We start from the raw sequence: 22,083 nt of genomic DNA, 5'->3' as shown, positions 1-22,083 counted from the left end.
GGAGCGCGTCATCGCATTCGCCAGCCCCGCGTGCGGCGTGACCAGCACATGGCTGGCTGCGCAGCACCGGTCCACCCCGCCTTGCGACGGCCGATCCGGCGCTGCTCTCGGGTCCCGGGTCCCGGGTCCCAGGTCCCGGCTTCATTCGTATCCGAACGCCTTCAATGCCGCTTCGTCGTCCGACCAGCCTTCGCGCACGCGCACCCACGTTTCCAGGAACACTTTTGCACCGAATAGCCGCTCCATCTGCAGCCGCGCCTTGCCGCCGATGTCCTTCAGGCGGGTACCGCCCTTGCCGATCACGATCGCCTTCTGGCCCTCGCGCTCGACCCAGATCACCGCGCCGATGCGCAGCAGCGCGCCATCTTCGGCAAAGCGTTCGATCTCCACGGTGGTGGCATAGGGCAGTTCTTCGCCGAGCTGACGCATCAACTGCTCGCGCACCAGCTCCCCGGCCAGGAAGCGCTGACTGCGGTCGGTGATCTCGTCCTCGCCAAACATCGCATCGGCTTCCGGCACCAGCTTGAGCAGGTCGCCGACCAGCGCCTCCAGGCCCTTGCGCTTGAGCGCCGACACCGGATGCACCGCCGCGAACGTCCGCCCCTCGCTGACCTGGGCCAGGAACGGGAACAGCGCGGTCTTGTCCTTGAGCCGGTCGACCTTGTTGACCACCAGCACCACCGGTACCTCGGCGTCGCTCAGGACCTTGAAGGCCAGGGTGTCCTCGTCGTCCCAGCGGCCGGCTTCGATCACCAGCACCGCCGCGTCCACGCCTTCCAGCGAGCCGCGCGCGGCGCGGTTCATCACCCGGTTCATCGCGCGCTTCTGCTCGCGATGCAGCCCGGGCGTGTCGACCAGCACCAGTTGCCCTTCGGGGAAGGTGGCAATGCCCAGCAACCGATGGCGCGTGGTCTGCGGCCGGTTGGACACGATGCTGACCTTCGCGCCGACCAGGGCGTTGGTCAGGGTGGACTTGCCGACGTTGGGCCGGCCGATCACCGCAACGCTGCCGCTACGGTGGGGGGAAGAGGTTGCGCTCACGTGTTCGAATCCAGTTGTGCGATGACGAGGGTGGCCGCCTGTTGCTCGGCGAGGCGACGCGAGGTGCCCTGGCCTTCGGCGCGGGCGACGGGCTGCTCCAGGATGCAGGCGACATGGAACTGCTTGGCATGTTCGTCGCCGCTTTCGCTGATCAGCGCGTAATTGGGCAGCGGCAGTTGCCGCGCCTGCAGCCATTCCTGCAGCCGGGTCTTGGGGTCTTTTTCCGCCTTGCCCACCGGCAGCGCCGCCAGCGAGGGCTCGAACCACGGCAGCACCACCGCGCGGCAGCGTTCGAAGCCGCAGTCCAGATAGATCGCCGCCACGATCGCCTCGACCGCATCGGCCAGGATCGAATCGCGTCGATGGCCGCCGGACTTCAGCTCGCCCGGGCCCAGCGTCAGCCGCTCGCCCAGGTTGAGGGCGCGGCCGATCACCGCCAGCGCCCCTTCCCGCACGAGTTCAGCGCGCGCGCGGGTCAATGCGCCTTCGTCGGCCTTGGGCCAGCGCTGATACAGCGCCTCGGCGATCAGCAGATTGACGATGCCGTCGCCAAGGAATTCCAGTCGTTCGTTATGCGGAGTACCGGCGCTGCGATGCCGCAGCGCCTGGGCGAGCAGACCCGGATCGGCGAACGCATGCCCGATCGGATCGCCACGCTGGAATGTCCTATTCGCCACCACGTCCCGTCATGTCCTGGGACGTCTCGAACTTGCCGACGACATCAAGATTGCCGATCAATTCGCGGCGGACTTCATAGTTGACCTTCATGCGCCAGCCACCGTCCACGCGCTCGAACTTGACGTCTTCCTTCTTGACGTTTTCCGAGTAGTTGATGTACAGCCGGCGAAAGAACAGGTCCTGCAACTTGGACGGGTCCATGTTGGCGCTATCGGGCTCCTTGGCCAGGCTCTTCATGGCCGTGCGCACGGAATAGTATTCCTGGTACATCGGAAACAGCTTCATCCCGATGTACAGGGCAAAGCCCACCACCGCCAGCACCACCACGAACGACGTCAACGTCATACCGCTTTGCTTGCGCTTCATTGTGCTTCCCCGGCACGCCGTGCGTGCATTACTGGATTCCGGTCCCGATCCGCGACGGATCGAAACTCCCCCTGCAGAACCATCCTTCGCAATTGAGCCAGATCAGGAACGCCTTGCCGCGCAGGTTGGCCTCCGGCAGGAAGTGCGTCTGGGTCCAGAATCGGCTGTCTTCGCTGTTGTCGCGATTATCCCCCATCACGAAATAGCTGTCCGCCGGCACGGTCCAGTCGCCCTGCCCGGCCGGCATGTTGCGGTCGACCCACTCCAGCACGGTGTGGGTGCGGCCCGGCAAGTCCTCGACCAGCAAGGTGGTGCCGGTCATCTCGGCGCCCTTGCCCTTGCCGATGTACTCGCCCTTGACCGTGTAACGCATCGGCTTGTCGTTGATGTACAGCGTATCGCCGTGGAAGCCGATCTTGTCGCCCGGCAGACCCACCACGCGCTTGATCCAGTTCTGGTCGGGCGCATGCGGCGGCTTGAACACCACCACGTCGCCGCGCTTGGGCTCGCCGGTCGGAATGAACTTGGTATTGGTGATCGGCAGACGGAAGCCGTAGGCGAACTTGTTGACCAGGATGAAGTCGCCGATCAGCAGGTTGGGCATCATCGAGCTGGACGGAATCTTGTACGGCTCGGCGACGAAGCTGCGCAGGATCAACACCACCGCCAGCACCGGAAAGAAGGCGCGCGAGTAATCGATGATCGCCGGCTCGCTGTCCAGCAGACCGGCGCGTGCCGCGCGGCGCTTGGCCAGGAACAGCTTGTCCAGCAGCCAGATGAAGCCGGTGCCCAGCGTCAGCACAACCAGGGCGATTTCAAACCATTTCATTGATGTTCCTTTCGGAAAGGGAATCGAGAATCGAGAATGGGGAATAGGAACAGCAGGAGCACTCGCGCCCTTACGATTCCCGATTCCCGATTTACCATTCCCAGCTACTTATCCATCTGCAAGACAGCCAGGAAGGCTTCCTGCGGAATCTCCACGCGGCCGACCTGCTTCATGCGCTTCTTGCCTTCCTTCTGCTTTTCGAGCAGCTTTTTCTTGCGCGAAACGTCGCCACCATAGCACTTGGCCAACACGTTCTTGCGCATCGCCTTGACCGTGGAGCGCGAGATGATTTGCGAGCCCACGGCGGCCTGGATCGCCACGTCGAACATCTGCCGCGGGATCAGGTCCTTCATCTTTTCGCACAGTTCGCGGCCGCGCCGGTCGGCATAGCTGCGGTGCACGATGATCGACAGCGCATCGACCTTGTCGCCATTGATCAGCGTATCCACGCGCACGAACGGGCCGGCATCGAAACGCAGGAAGTGGTAATCCAGCGAGGCGTAGCCGCGCGAGACCGACTTGAGCTTGTCGAAGAAATCCAGCACTACTTCGGCCATCGGCAGCTCGTAGCTGATCTGCACTTGGCTGCCCAGGTAGTTGATGCCGATCTGGGTGCCGCGCTTTTCTTCGCACAAGGTGATGATGTTGCCGACGTAATCGGGCGGGGTGAGGATGTTGGCGCGGATGATCGGCTCGCGAATCTCTTCGACGTTGTTGAGCGGCGGCAGCTTGGATGGATTGTCCATCGGGACGATGCTGCCGTCGGTCTTGAGCACTTCGTAGACCACGGTCGGCGCGGTCGAGATCAGGTTGAGGTTGTACTCGCGCTCCAGCCGCTCCTGCACGATCTCCATGTGCAGCATGCCGAGGAAGCCGCAACGGAACCCGAAGCCCATCGCTTCGGAGCTTTCCGGCTCGAAGCGCAGCGCCGCATCGTTCAGGCGCAGCTTGTCCAGCGCCTCGCGCAGATCCGGGTAGTCCTCGGCATCGACCGGAAACAGTCCGGCGAATACGCGCGGCTGCATTTCCTGGAAACCGGGCAATGCATGCGGCGCCGGGTCGGCCGCCAGGGTCAGGGTGTCGCCGACCGGTGCGCCGTGCACATCCTTGATCGAGGCGTTGATCCAGCCCACTTCGCCGGCGCCCAGCGCGGCAAGCTCCTTGCGCTTGGGCGTGAACACGCCGACCTTGTCGACCAGATGGGTGCGGCCGGTGGACATCACCAGGATCTTGCTGCCCGGCTTGATCTCGCCCTGCATCACGCGCACCAGCGAGACCACGCCCAGGTAGTTGTCGAACCACGAGTCGATGATCAACGCCTGCAGCTTGTCGGTGTCGCGGGGGGTGGGCGGCGGAATCCGCTGCACGATCGCTTCCAGCACCAGGTCGATGTTCAGACCGGTCTTGGCGCTGACCGCCACCGCGTCCTCGGCATCGATGCCGATCACCGCCTCGATCTCGGCCTTGGCCCGCTCGATGTCGGCGGTGGGCAGGTCGATCTTGTTGAGCACCGGCACCACTTCCAGGCCCTGCTCCACCGCGGTGTAGCAGTTGGCCACCGACTGCGCTTCCACGCCCTGGGCCGCATCCACCACCAGCAGCGCGCCTTCGCACGCGGCCAGCGAGCGGCTGACCTCGTAGGAGAAGTCCACATGCCCGGGGGTGTCGATGAAGTTCAGGTGGTAGACCTGCCCGTCCTTGGCCGTATACGGCAGGGACACCGACTGCGCCTTGATGGTGATGCCGCGTTCGCGCTCGATCGGGTTGGAGTCGAGCACCTGGGCCTCCATCTCGCGCGCCTGCAGGCCGCCGCACAGCTGGATGATCCGGTCGGCCAGGGTGGATTTGCCGTGGTCGACGTGGGCGATGATGGAGAAGTTGCGGATATTCCGCATTGAATCAGAGGACATTGAGGTGGGCGCCGGCGGTGCCGTCGTCAGGGTAACGCAGCATTATCGCACGCCACGGCCCCGCGGGGCCGAGAATTGGGAATCGGGAGTGGGGAATCGGAAAAGCCAGGCGAGCTCTCACCTCGCAGAGCCGCTCTTGCCATTCCCGATTCCCGATTCCCGATTCCTCCCTCAGCCGCCGGCCTTCAAGGCCACATAACTGGTCGCCTTGCCATCGGTGACCAGCAGCATGACCACGTCGCCCTTCTTGTAGCTGGACAGGGCGCGGTTGAGGTCGGCGACGCTGCCGACCTTGGTGCGGCCGACGCGGGCGATGACCAGACCCGGCGACAACGGCGGCTGGGTGCTGCGTGCTGCCGCGCCGGTCACCGCGGCGATGCGCACGCCCTCGCCTGCTTCCAGGCCCAGGCGGCTGCGCTCGACGGCGGTCAGATCGGCCACCTGCAGGCCGAGCAGCTCCACGCTGGCCGGTGCGCCGGGCTTGGCGTCGTCGGCAGCGGTGCGCGGTGCGGCGTTGCCAGCCGGGTTGTCCAGCGTCGTCAGGGTGACCGCTACCTTGCGCGGCTTGCCATCGCGCAGCACGTCCAGGTTGACCTTGGTACCCGGCGCCATCAGCCCGATCATCGGCGGCAGGTCGCTGGCGACATCGATCGGCTTGCCGTTGACCGCGCGGATCACATCGCCCACCTCGATCCCGGCCTTGGCGGCGGGGCTACCGGGCGGGATGTCGTTGACCAGCGCGCCGCGCGTATCCGGCAGGCCCAGGCCCTGCGCCTTGAGCGAGTCGATCGGGCCGACCGCCACGCCCAGCATGCCGCGGCTCACGTGGCCGGTGGCCTTGATCTGCTCGGCAGCGCTGAAGGCCAGGTCGATCGGGATCGCGAAGCTGATCCCCATGTAGCCGCCCGAGGCGGAGAAGATCTGCGAATTGATGCCGACCACCTCGCCTCGCGTGTTGAGCAAGGGGCCACCGGAGTTGCCCTGGTTGATCGCCACGTCGGTCTGGATAAAGGGCACGTAGCGCTGATCCGCATACGGATTGCTGCGCCCGGTCGCACTGACGATGCCGGCAGTGACCGAGTGGTCCAGGCCGAACGGCGAGCCGATCGCCACCACCCACTGGCCCGGCTTGAGCGTGTTGGAATCGCCCAGGCGCACCGTCGGCAGGCCCTTGGCGTCGATCTTGAGCAACGCCACGTCGAACTGCTCGTCGCTGCCGACCACCTTGGCCTTGAACTCGCGGCGGTCGGTCAGCTTGACGGTGACCTCGCTGGCGCCATCGACCACGTGGTGATTGGTCAGCACATAGCCGTCGGCCGAAATGATGAAGCCCGAACCCATCGACTTGCCGGCGATGCCGCCATCGTCATCGCCGCCCTGGCCCGGCCCCTGGCGCGGCCCGCCCGGCATCTGGAAATCCGGCCCGAAGAAGCGACGGAAGAATTCCGGCATCTGCTCGTCGCCGGGCATCGCGCCGCCGTCCTGCCCACCCGGACCACCGCGCCGCTGGCGCGCCATGGCGTCCTTGCGGGTGATGGTGGTTTCGATATTGACCACGCCCGGGCCGACCTGCTCGACCAGATTGGTGAAGTCCGGCAACCCGGCCACCAGCTGCGGCGCCGGCGTGGCGCTGCGGTTGGCGGCAATCGGGGCAACGTCCTTGGCAGCGGGCGCGGACTGCTGCGCGCAGGCGGCCAGCGGCAAGGTCATGGCGATCAGGCCGAACATCTGGGTGCGAATGCGGTGGTTCATCAGGTTGCCTCCGATGGCAGGGCGACAGGGGCCAAAGCCCCTGCCGTTGCAGGGGTCCGGCACGATAACGGAAGGGGAAGCGCCGAACGGATGAAGAGCGGCGGCGGTATCAATCCTGCGGCGGCTGCACCGGCAGCGGCTGGCTTGGCGCAGGGCTGGCAACACCCTGCGGCGCGGGCTCGAACGGATAGAACGCGGTGCCTTGGCCGCCTTGGCGGAAGCTGGCATTGAGCGGACTGTCGCCGGAACCGGACAGCGCCGCACGCGGCCACGGGCGCGCCTGCAGGGTGGTATCCGGATGCGTGAACGGATTCGATGGCGCCGCAACGGCCGTGGCGGCCGCCGGGGCGGGAGCAGCGGATGCCAGCGCGCGGGCTGGCGCCTGCTGCTCCCGCGCTGCGATGCCGCGGGCGACCTGTTGGTTGCGCGTGGCCGCGCCACGGCGAGTGGATGCCAGCGCGGCAGCCGGTACCGCTGCGGCCAGCGCGGCGACCTCGTCGGGGGCTGCCGGGCCAGGCTCGGCCGGCCCCTTCGGCGCCACGGGCGTGGTGGGAGCCTGCGCGGTGGCAGGCAGCTGTGCCACGGTGGCGAACACCGGGACCTGCGTGGCAGGCGCTGCGGTCTCCGGCAGACGCTCGCGCGCCATGAACAGGGCAATCGCCGCGACCGATGCCGCAATCGCCGCGCCACCACCCCAGCGCCAGCGCGTGGCCGGACGCGTGGCTGGCTGCGTCTGCGGCACCGGCTCATCGGCGATGGCACTGCGCACGCGCGCGGCAAAATCCAGCGGTGCCGGCGCGCTGGCCGCACCGCGCAGCACATCGCCGCACAGCTGCCAGCGTTCGTGGCAGCCGGCCAGTTCTTCGTCGTGGGCCAGGCGGCGCAGCAAAAAGCGCGACTCGTCGGCGCTCAATTCGCCATCCACCAGCGCAGACAGCTGCTGGCGGTAGTGACGCTCGAACTTGTCGGTGGTGGACATGGCAGGGTTATGGCTCATACACGGTGTCGCTCACGGGTAGCGCTTTCGGTCTCCAACAGAGGCCGCAGCTCGATGTCGATGGCCTCGCGCGCCCGGAAGATGCGCGAGCGCACCGTTCCGATCGGGCAATCCATCTTTCGCGCGATTTCGTCGTAGCTCAGCCCATCCACCTCGCGCAGGGTGATGGCCGACCGGAGCTCTTCCGGCAAGGCTTGGACCGCGCGCATCACCGTTTGTTCCAGCTCCTGTCGCATCAGTTCACGCTCCGGGGTGTCGGTATCGCGCAAGCGGGTGGCACCATCGAACTGTTCGGCATCGCTGATCTCGATATCGTCGGTGGGCGGACGGCGGTTGTGCGCAACCAGATGGTTCTTGGCAGTGTTGACGGCAATGCGGTGTAGCCAGGTATAGAACTGCGAGTCGCCGCGGAAACTGTTGATCGCCCGGTAGGCGCGCACAAACGTATCCTGGGCCACGTCCTGGCATTCGCTCCAGTCGGCGATGTAGCGCCCGATCAACGCAACGATGCGGTGCTGGTATTTGCGCACCAGCACATCGAACGCTGCGCTCTCGCCGCGCTGCACACGCCGGACCAGTTCCAGGTCAAGCTCCTGAGGTGTATCGACTTCGGCCATGTCGGGCCGCACTCCTGTCAGCCCACCGAAGTCGGGCAATAAGACAACCATTGAAGGGAAAAGTTCATACCGATCCGTACGATCGTCACGCAACAGGCTAGCTGCACCGATGCGCTACTGGCGACGCCTCGCACCAGGCGCGCGTCGCCCTGCCGACAGGTATGGGTATTTGACGTGAAGGAAACAACCTCTGGATGATAACGACCTTTCCTTATATCTCCGGACGGCCAGACGCATGCTTCCAGGTTTCGACGGGCTCCGATTCAGCCATTGGCAGGCCGACCTGCGCGAGGACGGCGTGGTCGTGCTCAGCCTTGATCGCCAGGGCGCACCGGTCAACGCATTTTCGCAGGAGGTGCTGCTCGAACTGGGCGCGCTGGTCGAACGCCTGGCGCTGGACCCGCCCAAGGGCGTGGTGCTGCGCTCGGGCAAGCCCAACGGCTTCATCGCCGGCGCCGACCTGAAGGAATTCCAGGAGTTCGACCGCAAGGGCACCGTCAACGATGCGATCCATCGTGGCCAGAGCGTCTTTCAGAAGCTGGCCGAGCTGCCCTGCCCCACGGTCGCGGCGATCCATGGCTTCTGCATGGGCGGCGGCACCGAGATTGCGCTGGCGTGCCGGTATCGCGTGGCCTCCGACGATGCCAGCACCCGCATCGGCCTGCCGGAAACCAAGCTCGGCATCTTTCCCGGCTGGGGCGGCAGCGCCCGCCTGCCGCGCCTGATCGGTGCGCCGGCAGCGATGGATTTGATGCTGACCGGCCGCACCGTCGCGGCCAAGGCCGCACGCGCCATGGGCCTGGTCGACAAGGTCGCCGCGCCGGCGGTGCTGGTCGATGTCGCCGCCGCGCTGGCGCTCACCGGCAGCAAACGTCCGTTCAAGCAGCGCGCCACCGCATGGGCCACCAATACCCTGCTCGCGCGCAAATTGCTGGCACCGCAGATGCGCAAGCAGGTCGCACGCAAAGCGCGCAAGGAGCATTACCCGGCGCCCTACGCCTTGATCAACGTGTGGGAACGTGCCGGCGGCAGCGGCATCCAGGCGCGCCTGGCGGCCGAGCGCAAGGCGGTGGTCAAGCTTGCCAGTACGCCGACCGCACGCAACCTGATCCGCATCTTCTTTCTCACCGAGCGCCTGAAGGCGCTGGGCGGCAAGGACGCCGGCGCTGCGGCCTTGCCCCCGATTCGCCATGTGCATGTGGTCGGTGCTGGCGTGATGGGCGGCGATATCGCGGCCTGGGCTGCCTACAAGGGCTTCGAGGTGACGCTGCAGGATCGCGAGCAGCGCTTCATCGACACCGCACTGGGCCGTGGCGGCGAGTTGTTCGCCAAGCGCGTCAAGGACGAGGCCAAGCGTCCGGCAGTGGCCGCGCGCCTGCGTGGCGACCTGGCCGGTGCGGGCGTGGCCCAGGCGGACCTGGTGATCGAAGCGATCATCGAGAACCCGCAGGCCAAGCGCGAGCTGTACCAGTCCGTCGAGCCGCAGCTCAAGCCCGATGCGTTGCTGACCACCAATACCTCGTCGATTCCGCTGACCGAGTTGCGCGGGCATCTCCAGCGCCCGGCGCAGTTTGCCGGCCTGCACTACTTCAACCCGGTAGCGATGATGCCGCTGGTGGAGATCGTGCAGCACGACGGGCTGGATCCGGCCAACGTGGCGCGCCTGGCGGCATTCTGCAAGGCGCTGGACAAGTTCCCGGTACCGGTGGCCGGCACACCGGGCTTCCTGGTCAATCGCGTGCTGTTCCCGTACCTGCTCGAAGCGGCCACCGCGTATGCCGAGGGCGTGCCGGGCCCGGTGCTGGACAAGACGGCGGTCAAGTTCGGCATGCCGATGGGGCCGATCGAACTGATCGATACGGTGGGGCTGGATGTCGCCGCCGGTGTGGGCGCAGAGCTCGCGCCCTTCCTGCACCTGCCGATTCCCGCGGCACTGGCCACCGTGGAGCCGGGCAAGCGCGGCAAGAAGGACGGCCAGGGTTTGTACAAGTGGGAGAACGGGCGCGCGGTCAAGCCCGAGGTCGCCAGCGGCTACGCGGTGCCGGCAGACCTGGAAGATCGCCTGATCCTGCCGTTGCTCAACGAAGCGGTCGCCTGCCTGCACGACGGCGTGGTGGCCGATGCGGACCTGCTCGATGCGGGTGTGATCTTCGGCACCGGCTTTGCGCCGTTCCGAGGCGGCCCGATCCAGCACATCCGCAGTGTCGGCGCCGACGCGCTACTGGAACGCCTGCTGGCTCTGCAGGCGCGCCATGGCGAGCGTTTCGCACCGCGCCCGGGCTGGGAGTCGCCGTTGTTGCGTGAGCCGGTGGCGTGAGGCGTTGACGCGGCCTTCGAGCTCGGCCAGATACCCAAGCGCCATGCACTCGGCCACGGTGGTGCACTGAAGGTTGCAGCGCGGCACACCATCGCCACCAGATGCAGGCGATCAAAAAACAACGGCGAGCCAAGGCTCGCCGTTGTTCTACCGGGTCGCAAGGCGACTCAGAAACGCAGGCCCACACTGGTGAAGAAGTAACGACCCGCCTGGTCGTAACCGGCGAGCGAGTTGCCGTTGAAGGTCAGGCTGCCACCCACCAGCGGCGGCTCCTTGTCGGCGATGTTGTTGATGCCCAAGGTCCAGGTGACGTAATCGCCCAGCTGCATCGAACCGGAGAGGTCGAAGTAGTTGTACGCCGACACCTTGTTGTCCTGATTCACCAGGCGTACGTCGGTCGTGCCACGGGTCCCGTCGGTGTTCTGGTAATCCAGCTCGCCGATATAGCGCCAGCGCAGGCTGACGGTGTAGCGGTCGAAACTGTAGCGCGTGCTCAGCACATGCCGCCATTCGGCACTGTTGCAGGCCACGTTCACCACGCCGGCGCAGTCGTAGGTCACTTCCTGCACGCCCGGAACAGGCTCGTATTCCTGCTTGATGGCGTAGCTGCCCATCATCGAGGCGGTCAGGCGCCCGGGGCCGACGCTCCACGCGTACGACGCGGTCAGATCCACGCCCTGGAAATGCAGCGACCCAAAATTATCCTGGGAATTGAAGATCAGGCCGGAGACGTCCGGGTCGCTGCCGCGGAACAGGTCGCCTGTCGTGGCATTGCGGCGGACGCGGCTGCAGATATCCGCGTTGCCGGTCACGCCGCATGCGGTCAGGATGTTGGAGGAACCGATGGCACGGATGGCGTCGTCGATCTTGATGTCGTAGTAATCCACGCTCAGATCGAGCCCCTTGATGGGGCTGGCAGCAAAACCGACGGTCCAGGTGTTGGCCGTTTCCGGCTGCAGTGTCGTATTACCGCCGCCGATTTCGTTGTACTGGCCCGCCGGGTTTGCCGCAACGCGGCCGTACTGCGCCGCCGTCACGCCAGTATTGGCGCACTGGGCCTGGGTAAAGACCGGATTGGCACCGGCGCATGGGTCGCTGCCGCTCCACAATCCGATCGTATTTTCGTTATACAGCTCGGTGACGTTCGGCGCGCGGATTGCGCGATTCCAGCCGGCGCGCAGGTGATACTTGCCGTCGGCGAATGTCGCGCCCAGACCCGCCTTGTAGGTGCTGACGCCACCGGAGATGTCGTAGTCCGAGTAGCGATAGCCAAGCTGCATGTCGAGATGATCCAGGCTGCCGGCCTGCGCCACCAGCGGCACCGCGCCCTCCAGGAACAGTTCCTTGACGCCGATGTCGCCGGAGACATTGGAGGTCGGGCCGCCCAGACCGGTGAAGTTGCCGGTCTGCATGTTGCTGTCGGCCACCCGCTTGAAGGTTTCGGTACGCGTTTCCACGCCGCCGACGACGCTGATCGGATTATCCCCGGCCCACGGCAGGCTGTAGCCGAAATTGCCGGTCACGTAGGCGTTGAACACGCGCATCGAGGTTTCATAATTGACAATACCAACCCCCTGCAGCGCTTGCGCCTCTGCGGCGGTGACACTGTCGGTCCACACGCTATAGGGCACGCAGCCATCGAACGCCCCCGGCTGGCAGCCCAGCAGCGCATCGCGTACACGGGTGGTCACGAAGTCGTTGATGTTCTCGGACTTGGTCGTGCTGCGGTTGTAGGTGAAGGACGCGTCGTAGGACCAGTTGTCGTTGATATCGCCCTGGGCGCCGGCGGTGATGCTGAAGCTGTTGGTATCCGAGTCGGTGATGCGCGGGCCGCCTTCGACGTTGCGCTTGGCCACATAGACGGTGAACTCATCGTCGGTGATGCCGACATCGTTGCACAGGCTGCCGATCACCGAGGTGGCGCAGTTGACGTTGAGGTCGGTGAAAAACGCACCCGACGGCGCGATCTGCGTCGAACTCTTGCGGTTGACGAACAGGGTTTCAAGATAGGGCTTGAAGTGCTCGTTGACCTCGTACTTGATGTTGGTGCCGGCCGTGTAGCGCGTATCCGGACGCTGGTAGTAATTCAGCGGCGCGAAGTTGTAGAGATTCGGGGATGCGACCTGCGACCAGGTTCCGCCGGCCGAAGGCTGCACGTAAAAGGCACCTGCAGACGGAGCGACGACGTAGAAGTTGGCCGGATCTGCAGTGGCAGACCCACCGCACGCGGTGCCGCTGTTACTCAGGGCGCAGGCGGAGTAATCGCGCTGGCCCTGCAGCAGGGGATCGTTCTCGCGCCAGGTGGCCCATGCGGTGGCATGCCCCGCTTCGCCGAAGCTGCCGCCGATGGCCAGGTCCACGTTGCGGGAGATGCCGTCGAAACCGGAGTTTCCGGTCGGGTAATCGTAACCGGCATCGTCCATCAGACCGCGCATCAACGTATTGCCGTTGTCATGCTGGTAGGCGTTGTAGCCCATGTCGACGCTGACCCCTTCGAACTCGTCGTCGAGCACGAAATTGACCACGCCGGCAACGGCATCCGAGCCATACACCGCCGAGGCGCCGCCGGTGAGGATGTCCACGCGACGCACCAGCGCGGCCGGGATGATGCTGATATCCGGACTCTCGCCGATGCCCTTGGGAATGCGCCTGCCGTTGACCAAGGTCAAGGTGCGCTGCGCGCCCAGTCCGCGAAGGTCGACGGTCGCATACCCTTGCGAGCCATTGTTGGCGAAGTTGTCGAAGCTCGCCGAAAGCTGTGGATACTGATTAATCAGATCTTCGACCTTGGTCGAGCCGGTGTACTGGAATTCTTCCTTGTTGATCTCGGCCACCGGACTGGAGGCAGTCATCGTCTGGCTCTTGATGCGCGTACCGGTGACACTGACCGTGTCCAGGCTCTTGAGTTCGCTCGCGGGCTGCTCCTGCGCCATCACGGTTCCGGACAGGGCCAACGCCGCGGCGCCCGCGGTGAGCGATACCCGGATGGCGTCGCGCAGCTTGGTGGTCTTCAATCTCATCTCTCTCTCCGAGAAGTTCGAACGGGTAAGCGCAACGCACTGCGTCGGCATCTGATGCAATGCCGGCACGTGCTGCGACGTCATTGGCAAGCGCGTCAAACCGCGCTTCCACACTGGCTAACGGCCGGGCGAAAGAGCGCCCGAAAAAACGTTGCCAACCCGATGTTAAGACCACGTTGAAGAGAATTAAAGCGCCATTCAGAAATGCTCCGAATCGGTGCGGCGAAGCCCCAAAAGGGTGCGGGAATCACGAAAAAGGCACTTCGACGCGCGTTCCCTCCCAAGGCCCGATTTCGCCGCGTACGCTCGTTCGGTGTTCGCGCGCCGCCGGCTCGTTCCGGTGAAATACCGAAACGCGTGGTCGGCCAGCGGGAAATCCTTACGCCACTTCGACGCCGGGCAAGGCCACACCCGCTGCCCGAAGCCGCTTCAACAAGGGCATGAGCGCGTCCAGGTGCCGCCGCGAGCTATGCACCGACCGTTGATGGACATCGCCGCGCACCTGCGCCGCACTCGCGGTCACGAATGGCACATTCTCCAGCCCGGTGATGGTTTCACTGCTCGTCAGCCCGCACCAGCTCAGCACCCGCGAGATCTGATGTTCGGTATCGCGTACCAGCTCTTCGTAATGCACGTCGAGAATGCCGCCGGGCAGTACCGCATGCCAGTGACGCATGGTCTGCTGATAGGCCAGGTAGTAATCGGCGAGCTCATCGAGCGCATACGAAAAAGGATAGGCGTTGTAGAACAAGGTCTTGTACATCGCATAGCACGTGTCCAGCGGATCGCGCACCAGATGGATGATGCGTGCGCGTGGCAGCGCGGTGGCAATCATGCCGCAGTAGAGATAATTGACCGGCATCTTGTCGATGACTACCGGATGGTCGTGCACCAACTCACGGGCACCGCGCAGATACTCTTCGCCGAGCGCAGCAAAATCGATCTGCAGCGATGCCTGGGCGGCGGTCAATCCGGGATTGGTCGCCAGTACGCCGGATGTCGCACTGCCCAGCAGCGCACCGAAATCCATCAACTCCCCGGCCGAGCGCGCACCGCCGCGCTGGATCAGCAGGCGTTCCAGCAAGGTGGTGCCTGAGCGCGGCAAGCCGACGATGAAGACCGTACCCTCGCCCGCATCACCCGGCTGCAGTGCGCGCAAGGCATCCGGGGCGTACGCCTCCCGTACCTGGGCGATATGCGCACACTCGGCGGCAACGTCGTACTGCAGTGTCTTGCGCTTGCAGGCCGCTGCGGCAGTCAACGTCTCGAATGATTCCGCATGCCGGCCCAGATCCTCCAGCTCCTTGCTCAAGGCGTACAGGCCTGCCGCCCTGGCGGAAGGGTCCGATAGCGTGGTCAAGCGGTGACGCAGGTCGTCCAGATGGTTGTGCTGCCCGGTCTGACGCCGGAGCGTGGCGCGCAGGTACAAGGCATCGCCGGTCTCGGGTGCCAGTTGCAGCAGCCGCTCCAGGGTGACCTCAGCGGCGTCGAATTCGCCGCCAAAGAACTGCATGGTGGCAAGGTCGTACAGCAGGCCCGGCTGTTCTCCCAGCCATGTCATCGCATGCCGATACGCGTCACGGGCGGCCGCCACCTCGTGGCAGCCGCTGTACAACGCGCCGATCCGCCACCACGCCGCACCGTCGGCGCCGGCCAGTGCCTGCGCCTGACCGGCGACGAGCCGGGCCTCGCGGCGGCGACGCAGCTGCAGCAGCAAGCTGGCGTACTTGATCAAGAGCGGCACCGGTGACGCCGCAACCGCCGCCGCCCGTGCGATGCGGTCGACCGCGGCTTGCGGATCGCCATTGGCCAACCGGGCCTCGCTGGCAAGTTCCAGCAGATGCGCATTGTCAGGCTGGTCGGCGCAGGCGCGGTCGGCCAACGCAACTGCCTGGGCATAACGTCCCTGACGCAGCAGGTGATACCCGTCGTGCAGCACTGCGCGCAGCTGTCCTTCAGTCATGCGTTCTCTTCTGTTGGTTGCGATGCCGGCGGCCCGGCTAGTCGATGCGGCGGGCGCGTAGCGCCACCCCGGCAGCGGTCACCAGCATGTAACTTCCCATCGCGGCCTTGCGAATCACCACGACTTCGCCCTCGGCCAACGGACCGCGGCTGGTGGCTTCTGTCAGTGCCCAGCGCTGACGACTGTCCAGCGACACGATGCGCGTACCGTCTGGCTGATACGCCACCGCGAGCACCTTCGCGGTGAGTTTCGCAGGCGCTGACTGCTGCGCACCTGTCGCTGCCGAGACCTGTTGGGTGCTGCGGCCGAATGCCCTGACTCCCCTGTCCGCCTCCGCCGCCCGCACCGCTTGCGTTGGGGGGAAACTGGCGTCATAACAGGCCAGCCGCGGCAATGGATCGAGGACTGCGGCGCAGCGATGCGTCGGCACGTCCTGCGCCGATGCCGCCCAAGCGCAGCTCAGGACTGTCAGACCCACCACCACCGGTTTGTGCATGTGCGCATCTCACTGCTCGACTGCAGCAGAGCATACAAGCCAACCGGCGGGCGCAGGAAAGGCCGACCCTCATTGTCTCGCCACCGGGCAGATTGAACGCACCGCCGGCGCCGCCTAAGCTGCAGGTCCCCCGACCCGCGGCAAGACTGCCTGGAAAACGCATTGGACCTGTCCTTGCAGCACGCCGCACGCTTACTGCAACACGGTCATCTGCCGCAGGCGATCGCCGCCTATCGAGCCATCCTGCAGGCCCGGCCCGGCTGCGCCGATGCCTGGTACAACCTGGGATATCTGCTGCGCCGGACCGGCGAAGCATCCGCTGCGCTGGATGCGTATGCGCAGGCACTGCAGCACGGCGCTGCACTGCCGGAACAGATCCACCTCAATCGCGCCGCGCTGCTGAGCGACCATCTCCACCAGGATGCGGCCGCGCTGGAGGAGCTCGACCTGGCACTGCAGTGTCGGCCGGACTACGCCCCGGCCTTGCTCAATCTGGGCAACCTGCACGAAGAGCTGGGCGCACGCGACCAGGCGGTCGCCGCCTATCGCCGACTGCTCGCCAGTCCTCCCGGCGACGCCCGGACACGGACGCTGCAGTTGCAAGCCAGCGCACGTCTGCTGCATCTGGATCCTCCGACGCAGGCGCAGGACCCACGCCTGCTCGGACTCGAGCAGGCCAGCTCGGTCGCGGGGCAGGACCCTGCATTGACGGCCACGCTGCTGCACGCGTTGGCCCATGCCTACGACCGCCTCGGCCTGCACAACCAGGCATTCGATGCGGCCAGTGCCGCCAACCGGCATGGCCACGCCCATGCAAGGCGTTACGATCCGATCCGCACGCAGCAGCATTTCGACAGCATTGCCGCGGTATTTGCCAACGCAAGGGACGCGCAACAGCCACCCCCCATGGCTGCTGGAAAAAGCGCGGTGCCGGCCCTGTTTATCTGCGGCATGTTCCGCTCCGGCTCCACCCTGCTCGAACAGGCCTTGTCGCGCCACCCGTGCATTGCCGCCGGCGGTGAGCTGGATGCGCTGCCGCGACTGGTTGCGCAGTCGTTGTCGCCGTTCCCGCAGGCCGCGCAGCAGCTATCCCCGCACATGCTGACGCAGCTGGCCAGCGCCTATCGTCAACGTGTGGCGGCAGCCGTTCCCCAGCATGCGCAACTGCGCTACATCACCGACAAGCGCCCGGACAACTTCCAACTGATCGGACTGATCAAACAGCTCTTTCCGGCTGCCAGGATCGTGCACACGCGCCGCCATCCGCTGGACAACGGGCTGTCGCTCTTCCTGCAGCAGCTCAATCCGCAACGCTTTGACTATGCGGGCCGGCTGGAGGACATCGGGCATTTTCTTGCCGCCTACCAGCGACTGATGGCGCATTGGCTGTCGCTGTATCCGGACAGCATCCACACCTTCGACTATGACGCCTTCGTCGCCGCGCCGGAGCCCACCTTGCGCGCATTGCTGGACTTCCTGCAGTTGCCCTGGGAACCGGACTGCCTGGAGTTCCACAAGGCGCCTGGCGCCGTCAAGACAGCCAGCTACTGGCAGGTGCGCCAGCCCCTGCATGGCGATGCGTCCGGACGCTGGAAGCCCTACGCCGCTCAGCTCGCTCCCCTGCGCGCCACGCTTGCCCGGTTCGGCATCTCACCTGCGGACTGAACCGGCCGACGACCGGCACCCCTCATCCGGCACGGTGGCGGGCAATCGCCGTTTCCATGGCGTTGACCATCTGCCGCTCCTCCTGGCTCAGCAGCGGGTTCCAGACATCGAAGATCAGCACCGCGCGCAGCTGCGCGCTCTGGTTGCGCGCCTCGTGTTCGATCGAGTCGTCGAACACCAGCACCTTGCCGACCTCCCACTGCCGCCAGTCGTAACCGACCCGGAAGCTGCATCCGTCGGGCACGATCAACGGCAGATGTGCCACCAGACGTGCGTTGGTCTCGCCGTGGTGCGGTGGAATGACCGTTTGCGGCGCCAGCACCGAGAACATCGCGTTCGGGCAAACACCATCGATCTCCGCCGCATCGACCAATGTCAACGCGGCGGCGGTTGCCGGGCACTGCCGCAGATGTTCCTCCGCCGGCTGGCCATGCGCCCACAGCGGATAGGAACTCCAGGCCGGCGAATGGTTGAGGTCTTTCCACTGATTGACCGGCTGGTCCGGCGCGTAGGCGATGTAGGGCGCAAAGCCGCCCTTGTCCTCGTGCATGACGGCGCGCAGTTCCTGCGCGATCGCCTCGGTCTGACGCTGTACTGCAGCGATCCAGGGAAACGCGTCCGGCGGGTGAAACGGCAAGGCGGGCAGTCGCGGTACGTACAGGCGGTTGGACTGGGAATGGAACGGGCGACTGCGTCCACATGCGATCGCGGCCGCTTCCGCCCAGCGTCCCGCGAGCGCGGCGTCCACAGCGACGCCGGGCGTGTCCAGGACGGCGCGCAATTGCGCCTCGAGCTCAAGCGTGTCCTGCTCCACCGCCTGCGTGGCCAGGGCAAGCTTGCGACGCAGCACCGCAGGCCATTGCGGCTCGGGTGGCGCAACCTTCAGCGCGTCGCGATAGACGGCGGCGGCGGCACGCGGGCGGCCGCGCGCCTGCAGAAACGCGGCCTTTGCCAGCAACCCCGGCAGGAAATACGCATCCAGCGCCAACGCCGCGCTGATGGCCTGCCATTCGCCATCCACATCGCCTTGCGACTGCTTCACCACCGCAATGGTCAGCACGATCATCGGATCGCCCGGGCTGCTTGCACGTGCGCCGGCCAGGTAGTCCAGCGCCGCTGCTGCATCGCCGCGCTGGTAGGCGTGCACGCCCAGGCTGTACAAGGCCTGCGGATGCGCCGGCGCCAACTGGCGTACCTGTGCCCACAGCTGCTCGGCCTGCTGCCAATGCCCGGCCGAAGCCGCAGCGCCCGCCTCGGCGATCAGCGCGGCGATGCGTTGGTTGCGTTGTTCGATCTGTACCGCCATCGCGCCGCCGGCCTCTCAATCTTCCCGGCTCGATCATACGGCCTGGGCGGCGGCGCGATGGCGCGATTGGCCTTCCCACGACCGGACAGGGTGGCCCGGCTACGTGCTGTTCCAGGCAACGTCACGCCACGCCAGCGCCAACCAGGCGACAGCCCACTGGCGTGCGGTCCGTGTCAGTGCGCGTGGCCGCCATGCGAATGCGCGTGACCATGATGATCGTCGTGCGCAGGGCCTTGCGTAGCCGGTGGCGTCCCACACGGCGCGGTGCCGCAGTCGCCGCTCTCCACCTGCAAGGTGACATGGGAGATCTCGAAGCGCGTGTGCAGCAGCTCGGCGAGCGCGTCGCGCAGGCGGTCGCGGTCGATGGTTTCGCCGACCACCACGTGTGCGGTGAGCGCAGGCGTGCTGGAGGCCAGTGCCCAGACGTGCAGGTCGTGCACGTCCTCGACGCCGGGGTAGCTGGCCAGCGTCTGCTGTACCTGCGGCAGATCGATGCCTTTGGGAACACCTTCCAGCAGCACGTTGATCGCCTCGCGCAGCAGCACCCAGGTGCGCGGCAGCACCCACAGGCCGATCAGCACGGCCAGTACCGGGTCGATCCACTGCCAGCCGGTCCAGCGGATCAGCAAGGCGCCGATGATCACTGCCACCGAGCCGAGCATGTCGCTCCAGACTTCCAGATAGGCGCCCTTGACGTTCAGGCTCTCGCCGCTGCCGGCGTGCAGCAGCTTCATGGCGATCAGATTGATCACCAGGCCGAAGCCTGCGATCAGCAGCATGCCGCTGGAGGAAATATCCTGCGGTGCGCGAAAGCGCTGCGCGGCCTCCCACAGGATGTAAGCACCAACTGCGAACAACAGCGCGCCATTCGCCAGCGCGCCGAGCGCTTCCAGGCGCACATAGCCATAGGTGCGGCGCGCATCGGCGGGACGACGACTCAGGCGCACGGCAAGCAGGGCGATCATCAGGCCGACGGTGTCGGTGGCCATATGTGCGGCGTCGGACAGCAGCGCCAGGCTGTTGGTGATGAACGCACCGATGACTTCCGCCAACAGGAACGTGGCGGTAAGTCCCAGCGCCCACCACAGCGGTGTCTCGTGGCGGATTTCGCTGGGTGCGTGGTTGTGGTCGTGTCCCATGGATGCGGTAGCCTCGTGCGATGCGCGCACCTTAGGCGCACGCGATGGCGGAGACTATTACACCCGGGCGTGATGACATCACATCACGTGGGCGTGGTGCTGCGCCTTGTTGCCCGGGCCGGGCAGCAATTTGGAGCGGCCAACAGAACCTCTCGAACGCCGCAGCGATGGCGGCAACGCGTCGGCCACCCTCGCTTTCGTTAGCGTGTGGAGTGATGTCGTATTGGCAGTGAGATTGCTCGGATAGAAAGAGGCTGATCAGACCGCACCTCATCGGACGGCTGCGCTGCATGCACTGCCTGCCCCTACTTGCAACCATGCGTACCGACCATCGTGACTGGTCCTTGCCTGCCCACCGTCGCGGGACCTTACGCGGCATGGATGCCGCGTAAGAGCCTACAAGGACGTACTTGCGGCGTGTCCCGCGATGGTGGGCGGGCAAGGGCCCTGCGGCAAAACCACAGCGTCGAGTGCGCGGTGCCCTCACCGCTCGCGGGACACGCCGTGAACCCATCCCCGGGGGCTCGGTGGCGGCATCCATGCCGCTACACGGTCCCGCAACCGGCAAGGACACCGCACCAGACAGTTGGTCGACGCTCATCTGAAAAGCTGCCTGTCGTGCGGTGCGCATCAGACCTGGAGCCTATGCCTCATGATCAAGCAAGGCGCCTCCAGCACTGCTCTTGCCATGCACACCGACCCTCTCCACTGGCCCTTGCCCGCTCACCGTCGCGGGACCCTGAGCGGCATGGATGCCGCGCCGGAGCCTACAGGGACGTACTTGCGGCGTGTCCCGCGATGGTGGGCGGGCAAGGGCCCTGCAGCAAAGCCGCAGAGCACCCGCTCTGCACCCGACGCATTCCCCCGATCGATCACCCATCAAGACAGAGGCGCGTTACAACGCCGTCTACGCCCACTCGGCGGTGGGCATAGACGCTTTGTTAGCCACTCTCAAACCTTGGCCACCAGCTTGATCACGCTGGAAAAATCCAGCGCGCCGTTGCCGGCCTGGCTGTTCATCGCATACAGATTGCGCGCCAGCTCGCCGAGCGGAATCGACACGCCCGCCTGCACTGCGGATTCGGCGACCAGCCCCAGGTCCTTGAGCATCAGATCGTTGCCGAATCCACCGCTGTAACCGCGCGATGCCGGCGCGTTGGGCAGCACGCCCGGCCACGGATTGCAGACTTCGGTGGCCCAGCTGCGCCCGGTGCTGACCGCCATCATCTGCGACAGCACCGCCGGATCCAGGCCCTGTGCAACGCCGAGCGCCAGCGCCTCGCCGGTTGCGGCCATGATCACGCCCAGCGCCATGTTGTTGCATAGCTTGGCGACCTGGCCGGCGCCATTGTCGCCGACGTGGAAGATGTTCTTGCCCATCGCCTGCAGCACCGGCCGCGCACGCTCCAATACCTCTGCGGCGCCGCCGACGATAAACGTCAGGCTGCCGGCCGCCGCGCCAGCGGTACCGCCGGAGACCGGCGCATCCAGCATCGCCAGGCCGCGCGCCTGCGCCTCGGCGGCCAGCTTGCGTGCGCTGGCCGGTGCGATGGTGCTGCAGTCGATCACCAGGGCAGCGACGGGAATCTGCGCCAGAATCCCGCCCTCGCCCAGGTACAGCCCTTCGACATGGCGGCTGGCCGGCAGCATCGAGATCACGATCTCGGCGTCGGCCAGGGTGTCGTGTGCGGAGCTGGCGGCATGCGCGCCGGCGGCGACCGCGGCGTCCAGCGCGGCAGGCACCAGATCGAACACCCGCAGCTGGTGCCCGGCCTTGCTCAGGTTGGCGGCCATCGGCCCGCCCATGTTGCCCAGGCCGATAAAAGCGATCTTGCTCATGGTGTGGTTTCCAGGGTTGGGTGGCCATCACCGATTGGCGCGGCCGTTGAATGGTGTGCCCGGCCGCGGCGCCGCGCGGCAAACGGGCGCAATGGCATACATTGGTCCTGCAGTGCGGATGCGGCTCATTGTCCGCATCCGCCAAAGA

General features: G+C 66.0%; 16 protein-coding genes. 2 read left to right on the top strand and 14 right to left on the bottom strand.

Annotation, left to right across the window (positions count from 1 at the left end):
* Window positions 1-141: 141 nt before the first annotated feature.
* The 8 genes from era to rpoE all read right to left on the bottom strand — a co-directional run bounded on the left by era (window position 142) and on the right by rpoE (window position 8,190).
* On the bottom strand, window positions 142-1,041 hold the full coding sequence (gene era, locus EO139_RS18485; RefSeq protein ID WP_104585851.1) for a GTPase Era: 900 nt from the start codon (window positions 1,039-1,041) through the stop codon (window positions 142-144).
* The gene (gene rnc / locus EO139_RS18480) at window positions 1,038-1,718 is read right to left on the bottom strand and encodes a ribonuclease III (protein WP_104585872.1); all 681 of its coding nucleotides are present in this window, start codon (window positions 1,716-1,718) and stop codon (window positions 1,038-1,040) included. Before rnc ends, era begins: the two co-directional genes overlap by 4 nt.
* Window positions 1,708-2,085, bottom strand: a complete 378-nt coding sequence (locus EO139_RS18475; protein WP_104585853.1) for a DUF4845 domain-containing protein — start codon at window positions 2,083-2,085, stop codon at window positions 1,708-1,710. Before EO139_RS18475 ends, rnc begins: the two co-directional genes overlap by 11 nt.
* 28 nt (window positions 2,086-2,113) lie before the next feature.
* A complete protein-coding gene (gene lepB / locus EO139_RS18470; RefSeq protein WP_126971871.1) occupies window positions 2,114-2,914 on the bottom strand; it encodes a signal peptidase I in 801 nt (266 codons plus the stop codon).
* Window positions 2,915-3,018: 104 nt separating this feature from the next.
* Entirely contained in the window at window positions 3,019-4,809 is a 1,791-nt protein-coding gene (gene lepA, locus EO139_RS18465) for a translation elongation factor 4 (protein ID WP_161960003.1), read from the bottom strand.
* Between the two features lie 186 nt (window positions 4,810-4,995).
* A complete protein-coding gene (locus EO139_RS18460) occupies window positions 4,996-6,576 on the bottom strand; it encodes a DegQ family serine endoprotease (protein ID WP_119128971.1) in 1,581 nt (526 codons plus the stop codon).
* A 109-nt stretch (window positions 6,577-6,685) separates the two neighbouring features.
* Window positions 6,686-7,573, bottom strand: coding sequence for a sigma-E factor negative regulatory protein (locus EO139_RS18455; protein ID WP_126971869.1), 888 nt, complete (start codon window positions 7,571-7,573; stop codon window positions 6,686-6,688).
* Window positions 7,570-8,190, bottom strand: a complete 621-nt coding sequence (gene rpoE, locus EO139_RS18450) for an RNA polymerase sigma factor RpoE (RefSeq protein WP_043908138.1) — start codon at window positions 8,188-8,190, stop codon at window positions 7,570-7,572. Before rpoE ends, EO139_RS18455 begins: the two co-directional genes overlap by 4 nt.
* Window positions 8,191-8,425: 235 nt before the next feature.
* Here rpoE and EO139_RS18445 point away from each other — a divergent pair, with 235 nt between their 5' ends.
* Window positions 8,426-10,507, top strand: a complete 2,082-nt coding sequence (locus tag EO139_RS18445) for a 3-hydroxyacyl-CoA dehydrogenase NAD-binding domain-containing protein (protein ID WP_126971867.1) — start codon at window positions 8,426-8,428, stop codon at window positions 10,505-10,507.
* Window positions 10,508-10,674: 167 nt separating this feature from the next.
* Here the strand turns inward: EO139_RS18445 and EO139_RS18440 are convergent, their stop codons facing one another.
* From EO139_RS18440 to EO139_RS18430, 3 genes are all read right to left on the bottom strand, one after another.
* Complete coding sequence (locus EO139_RS18440) at window positions 10,675-13,527, bottom strand: TonB-dependent receptor (protein WP_104650558.1); 2,853 nt, start codon at window positions 13,525-13,527, stop codon at window positions 10,675-10,677.
* 379 nt (window positions 13,528-13,906) lie between these two features.
* Window positions 13,907-15,490, bottom strand: coding sequence for a tetratricopeptide repeat-containing sulfotransferase family protein (locus EO139_RS18435; RefSeq protein ID WP_126971865.1), 1,584 nt, complete (start codon window positions 15,488-15,490; stop codon window positions 13,907-13,909).
* Between the two features lie 37 nt (window positions 15,491-15,527).
* Entirely contained in the window at window positions 15,528-15,986 is a 459-nt protein-coding gene (locus EO139_RS18430; RefSeq protein WP_126971863.1) for a hypothetical protein, read from the bottom strand.
* 162 nt (window positions 15,987-16,148) lie between these two features.
* Here EO139_RS18430 and EO139_RS18425 point away from each other — a divergent pair, with 162 nt between their 5' ends.
* Window positions 16,149-17,651 carry a sulfotransferase gene (locus EO139_RS18425; protein ID WP_126971861.1) on the top strand — a complete coding sequence of 501 codons (1,503 nt, stop codon included), beginning with the start codon at window positions 16,149-16,151 and terminating at the stop codon, window positions 17,649-17,651.
* Between the two features lie 22 nt (window positions 17,652-17,673).
* Here EO139_RS18425 and EO139_RS18420 read toward each other — a convergent pair whose 3' ends face one another.
* From EO139_RS18420 to mmsB, 3 genes are all read right to left on the bottom strand, one after another.
* Complete coding sequence (locus EO139_RS18420; protein WP_126971859.1) at window positions 17,674-18,957, bottom strand: aspartyl/asparaginyl beta-hydroxylase domain-containing protein; 1,284 nt, start codon at window positions 18,955-18,957, stop codon at window positions 17,674-17,676.
* 173 nt (window positions 18,958-19,130) lie between these two features.
* Window positions 19,131-20,096 carry a cation diffusion facilitator family transporter gene (locus tag EO139_RS18415; protein ID WP_126971857.1) on the bottom strand — a complete coding sequence of 322 codons (966 nt, stop codon included), beginning with the start codon at window positions 20,094-20,096 and terminating at the stop codon, window positions 19,131-19,133.
* 951 nt (window positions 20,097-21,047) lie between these two features.
* Entirely contained in the window at window positions 21,048-21,935 is an 888-nt protein-coding gene (gene mmsB, locus EO139_RS18405) for a 3-hydroxyisobutyrate dehydrogenase (RefSeq protein ID WP_126971855.1), read from the bottom strand.
* Window positions 21,936-22,083: the final 148 nt, after the last annotated feature.

Origin of the sequence: Xanthomonas sp. BRIP62411, from assembly GCF_003993525.1 — a bacterium.
GTDB classification, from domain to species: domain Bacteria; phylum Pseudomonadota; class Gammaproteobacteria; order Xanthomonadales; family Xanthomonadaceae; genus Xanthomonas; species Xanthomonas euroxanthea.
The sequence above is the reverse complement of the archived record's forward strand: the minus strand, read 5'-3'. Positions and strand labels throughout refer to the sequence as shown.

Coding starts and splice junctions, on each gene's coding strand:
- EO139_RS18440 (WP_104650558.1), bottom strand. CDS start 13,527: ATGAGATTGAAGACCACCAAGCTGCGCGACGCCATCCGGGTATCGCTC.
- EO139_RS18460 (WP_119128971.1), bottom strand. CDS start 6,576: ATGAACCACCGCATTCGCACCCAGATGTTCGGCCTGATCGCCATGACC.
- EO139_RS18415 (WP_126971857.1), bottom strand. CDS start 20,096: ATGGGACACGACCACAACCACGCACCCAGCGAAATCCGCCACGAGACA.
- rpoE (WP_043908138.1), bottom strand. CDS start 8,190: ATGGCCGAAGTCGATACACCTCAGGAGCTTGACCTGGAACTGGTCCGG.
- lepB (WP_126971871.1), bottom strand. CDS start 2,914: ATGAAATGGTTTGAAATCGCCCTGGTTGTGCTGACGCTGGGCACCGGC.
- lepA (WP_161960003.1), bottom strand. CDS start 4,809: ATGCGGAATATCCGCAACTTCTCCATCATCGCCCACGTCGACCACGGC.
- EO139_RS18435 (WP_126971865.1), bottom strand. CDS start 15,490: ATGACTGAAGGACAGCTGCGCGCAGTGCTGCACGACGGGTATCACCTG.
- EO139_RS18445 (WP_126971867.1), top strand. CDS start 8,426: ATGCTTCCAGGTTTCGACGGGCTCCGATTCAGCCATTGGCAGGCCGAC.
- EO139_RS18475 (WP_104585853.1), bottom strand. CDS start 2,085: ATGAAGCGCAAGCAAAGCGGTATGACGTTGACGTCGTTCGTGGTGGTG.
- EO139_RS18455 (WP_126971869.1), bottom strand. CDS start 7,573: ATGAGCCATAACCCTGCCATGTCCACCACCGACAAGTTCGAGCGTCAC.
- EO139_RS18420 (WP_126971859.1), bottom strand. CDS start 18,957: ATGGCGGTACAGATCGAACAACGCAACCAACGCATCGCCGCGCTGATC.
- EO139_RS18430 (WP_126971863.1), bottom strand. CDS start 15,986: ATGCACAAACCGGTGGTGGTGGGTCTGACAGTCCTGAGCTGCGCTTGG.
- mmsB (WP_126971855.1), bottom strand. CDS start 21,935: ATGAGCAAGATCGCTTTTATCGGCCTGGGCAACATGGGCGGGCCGATG.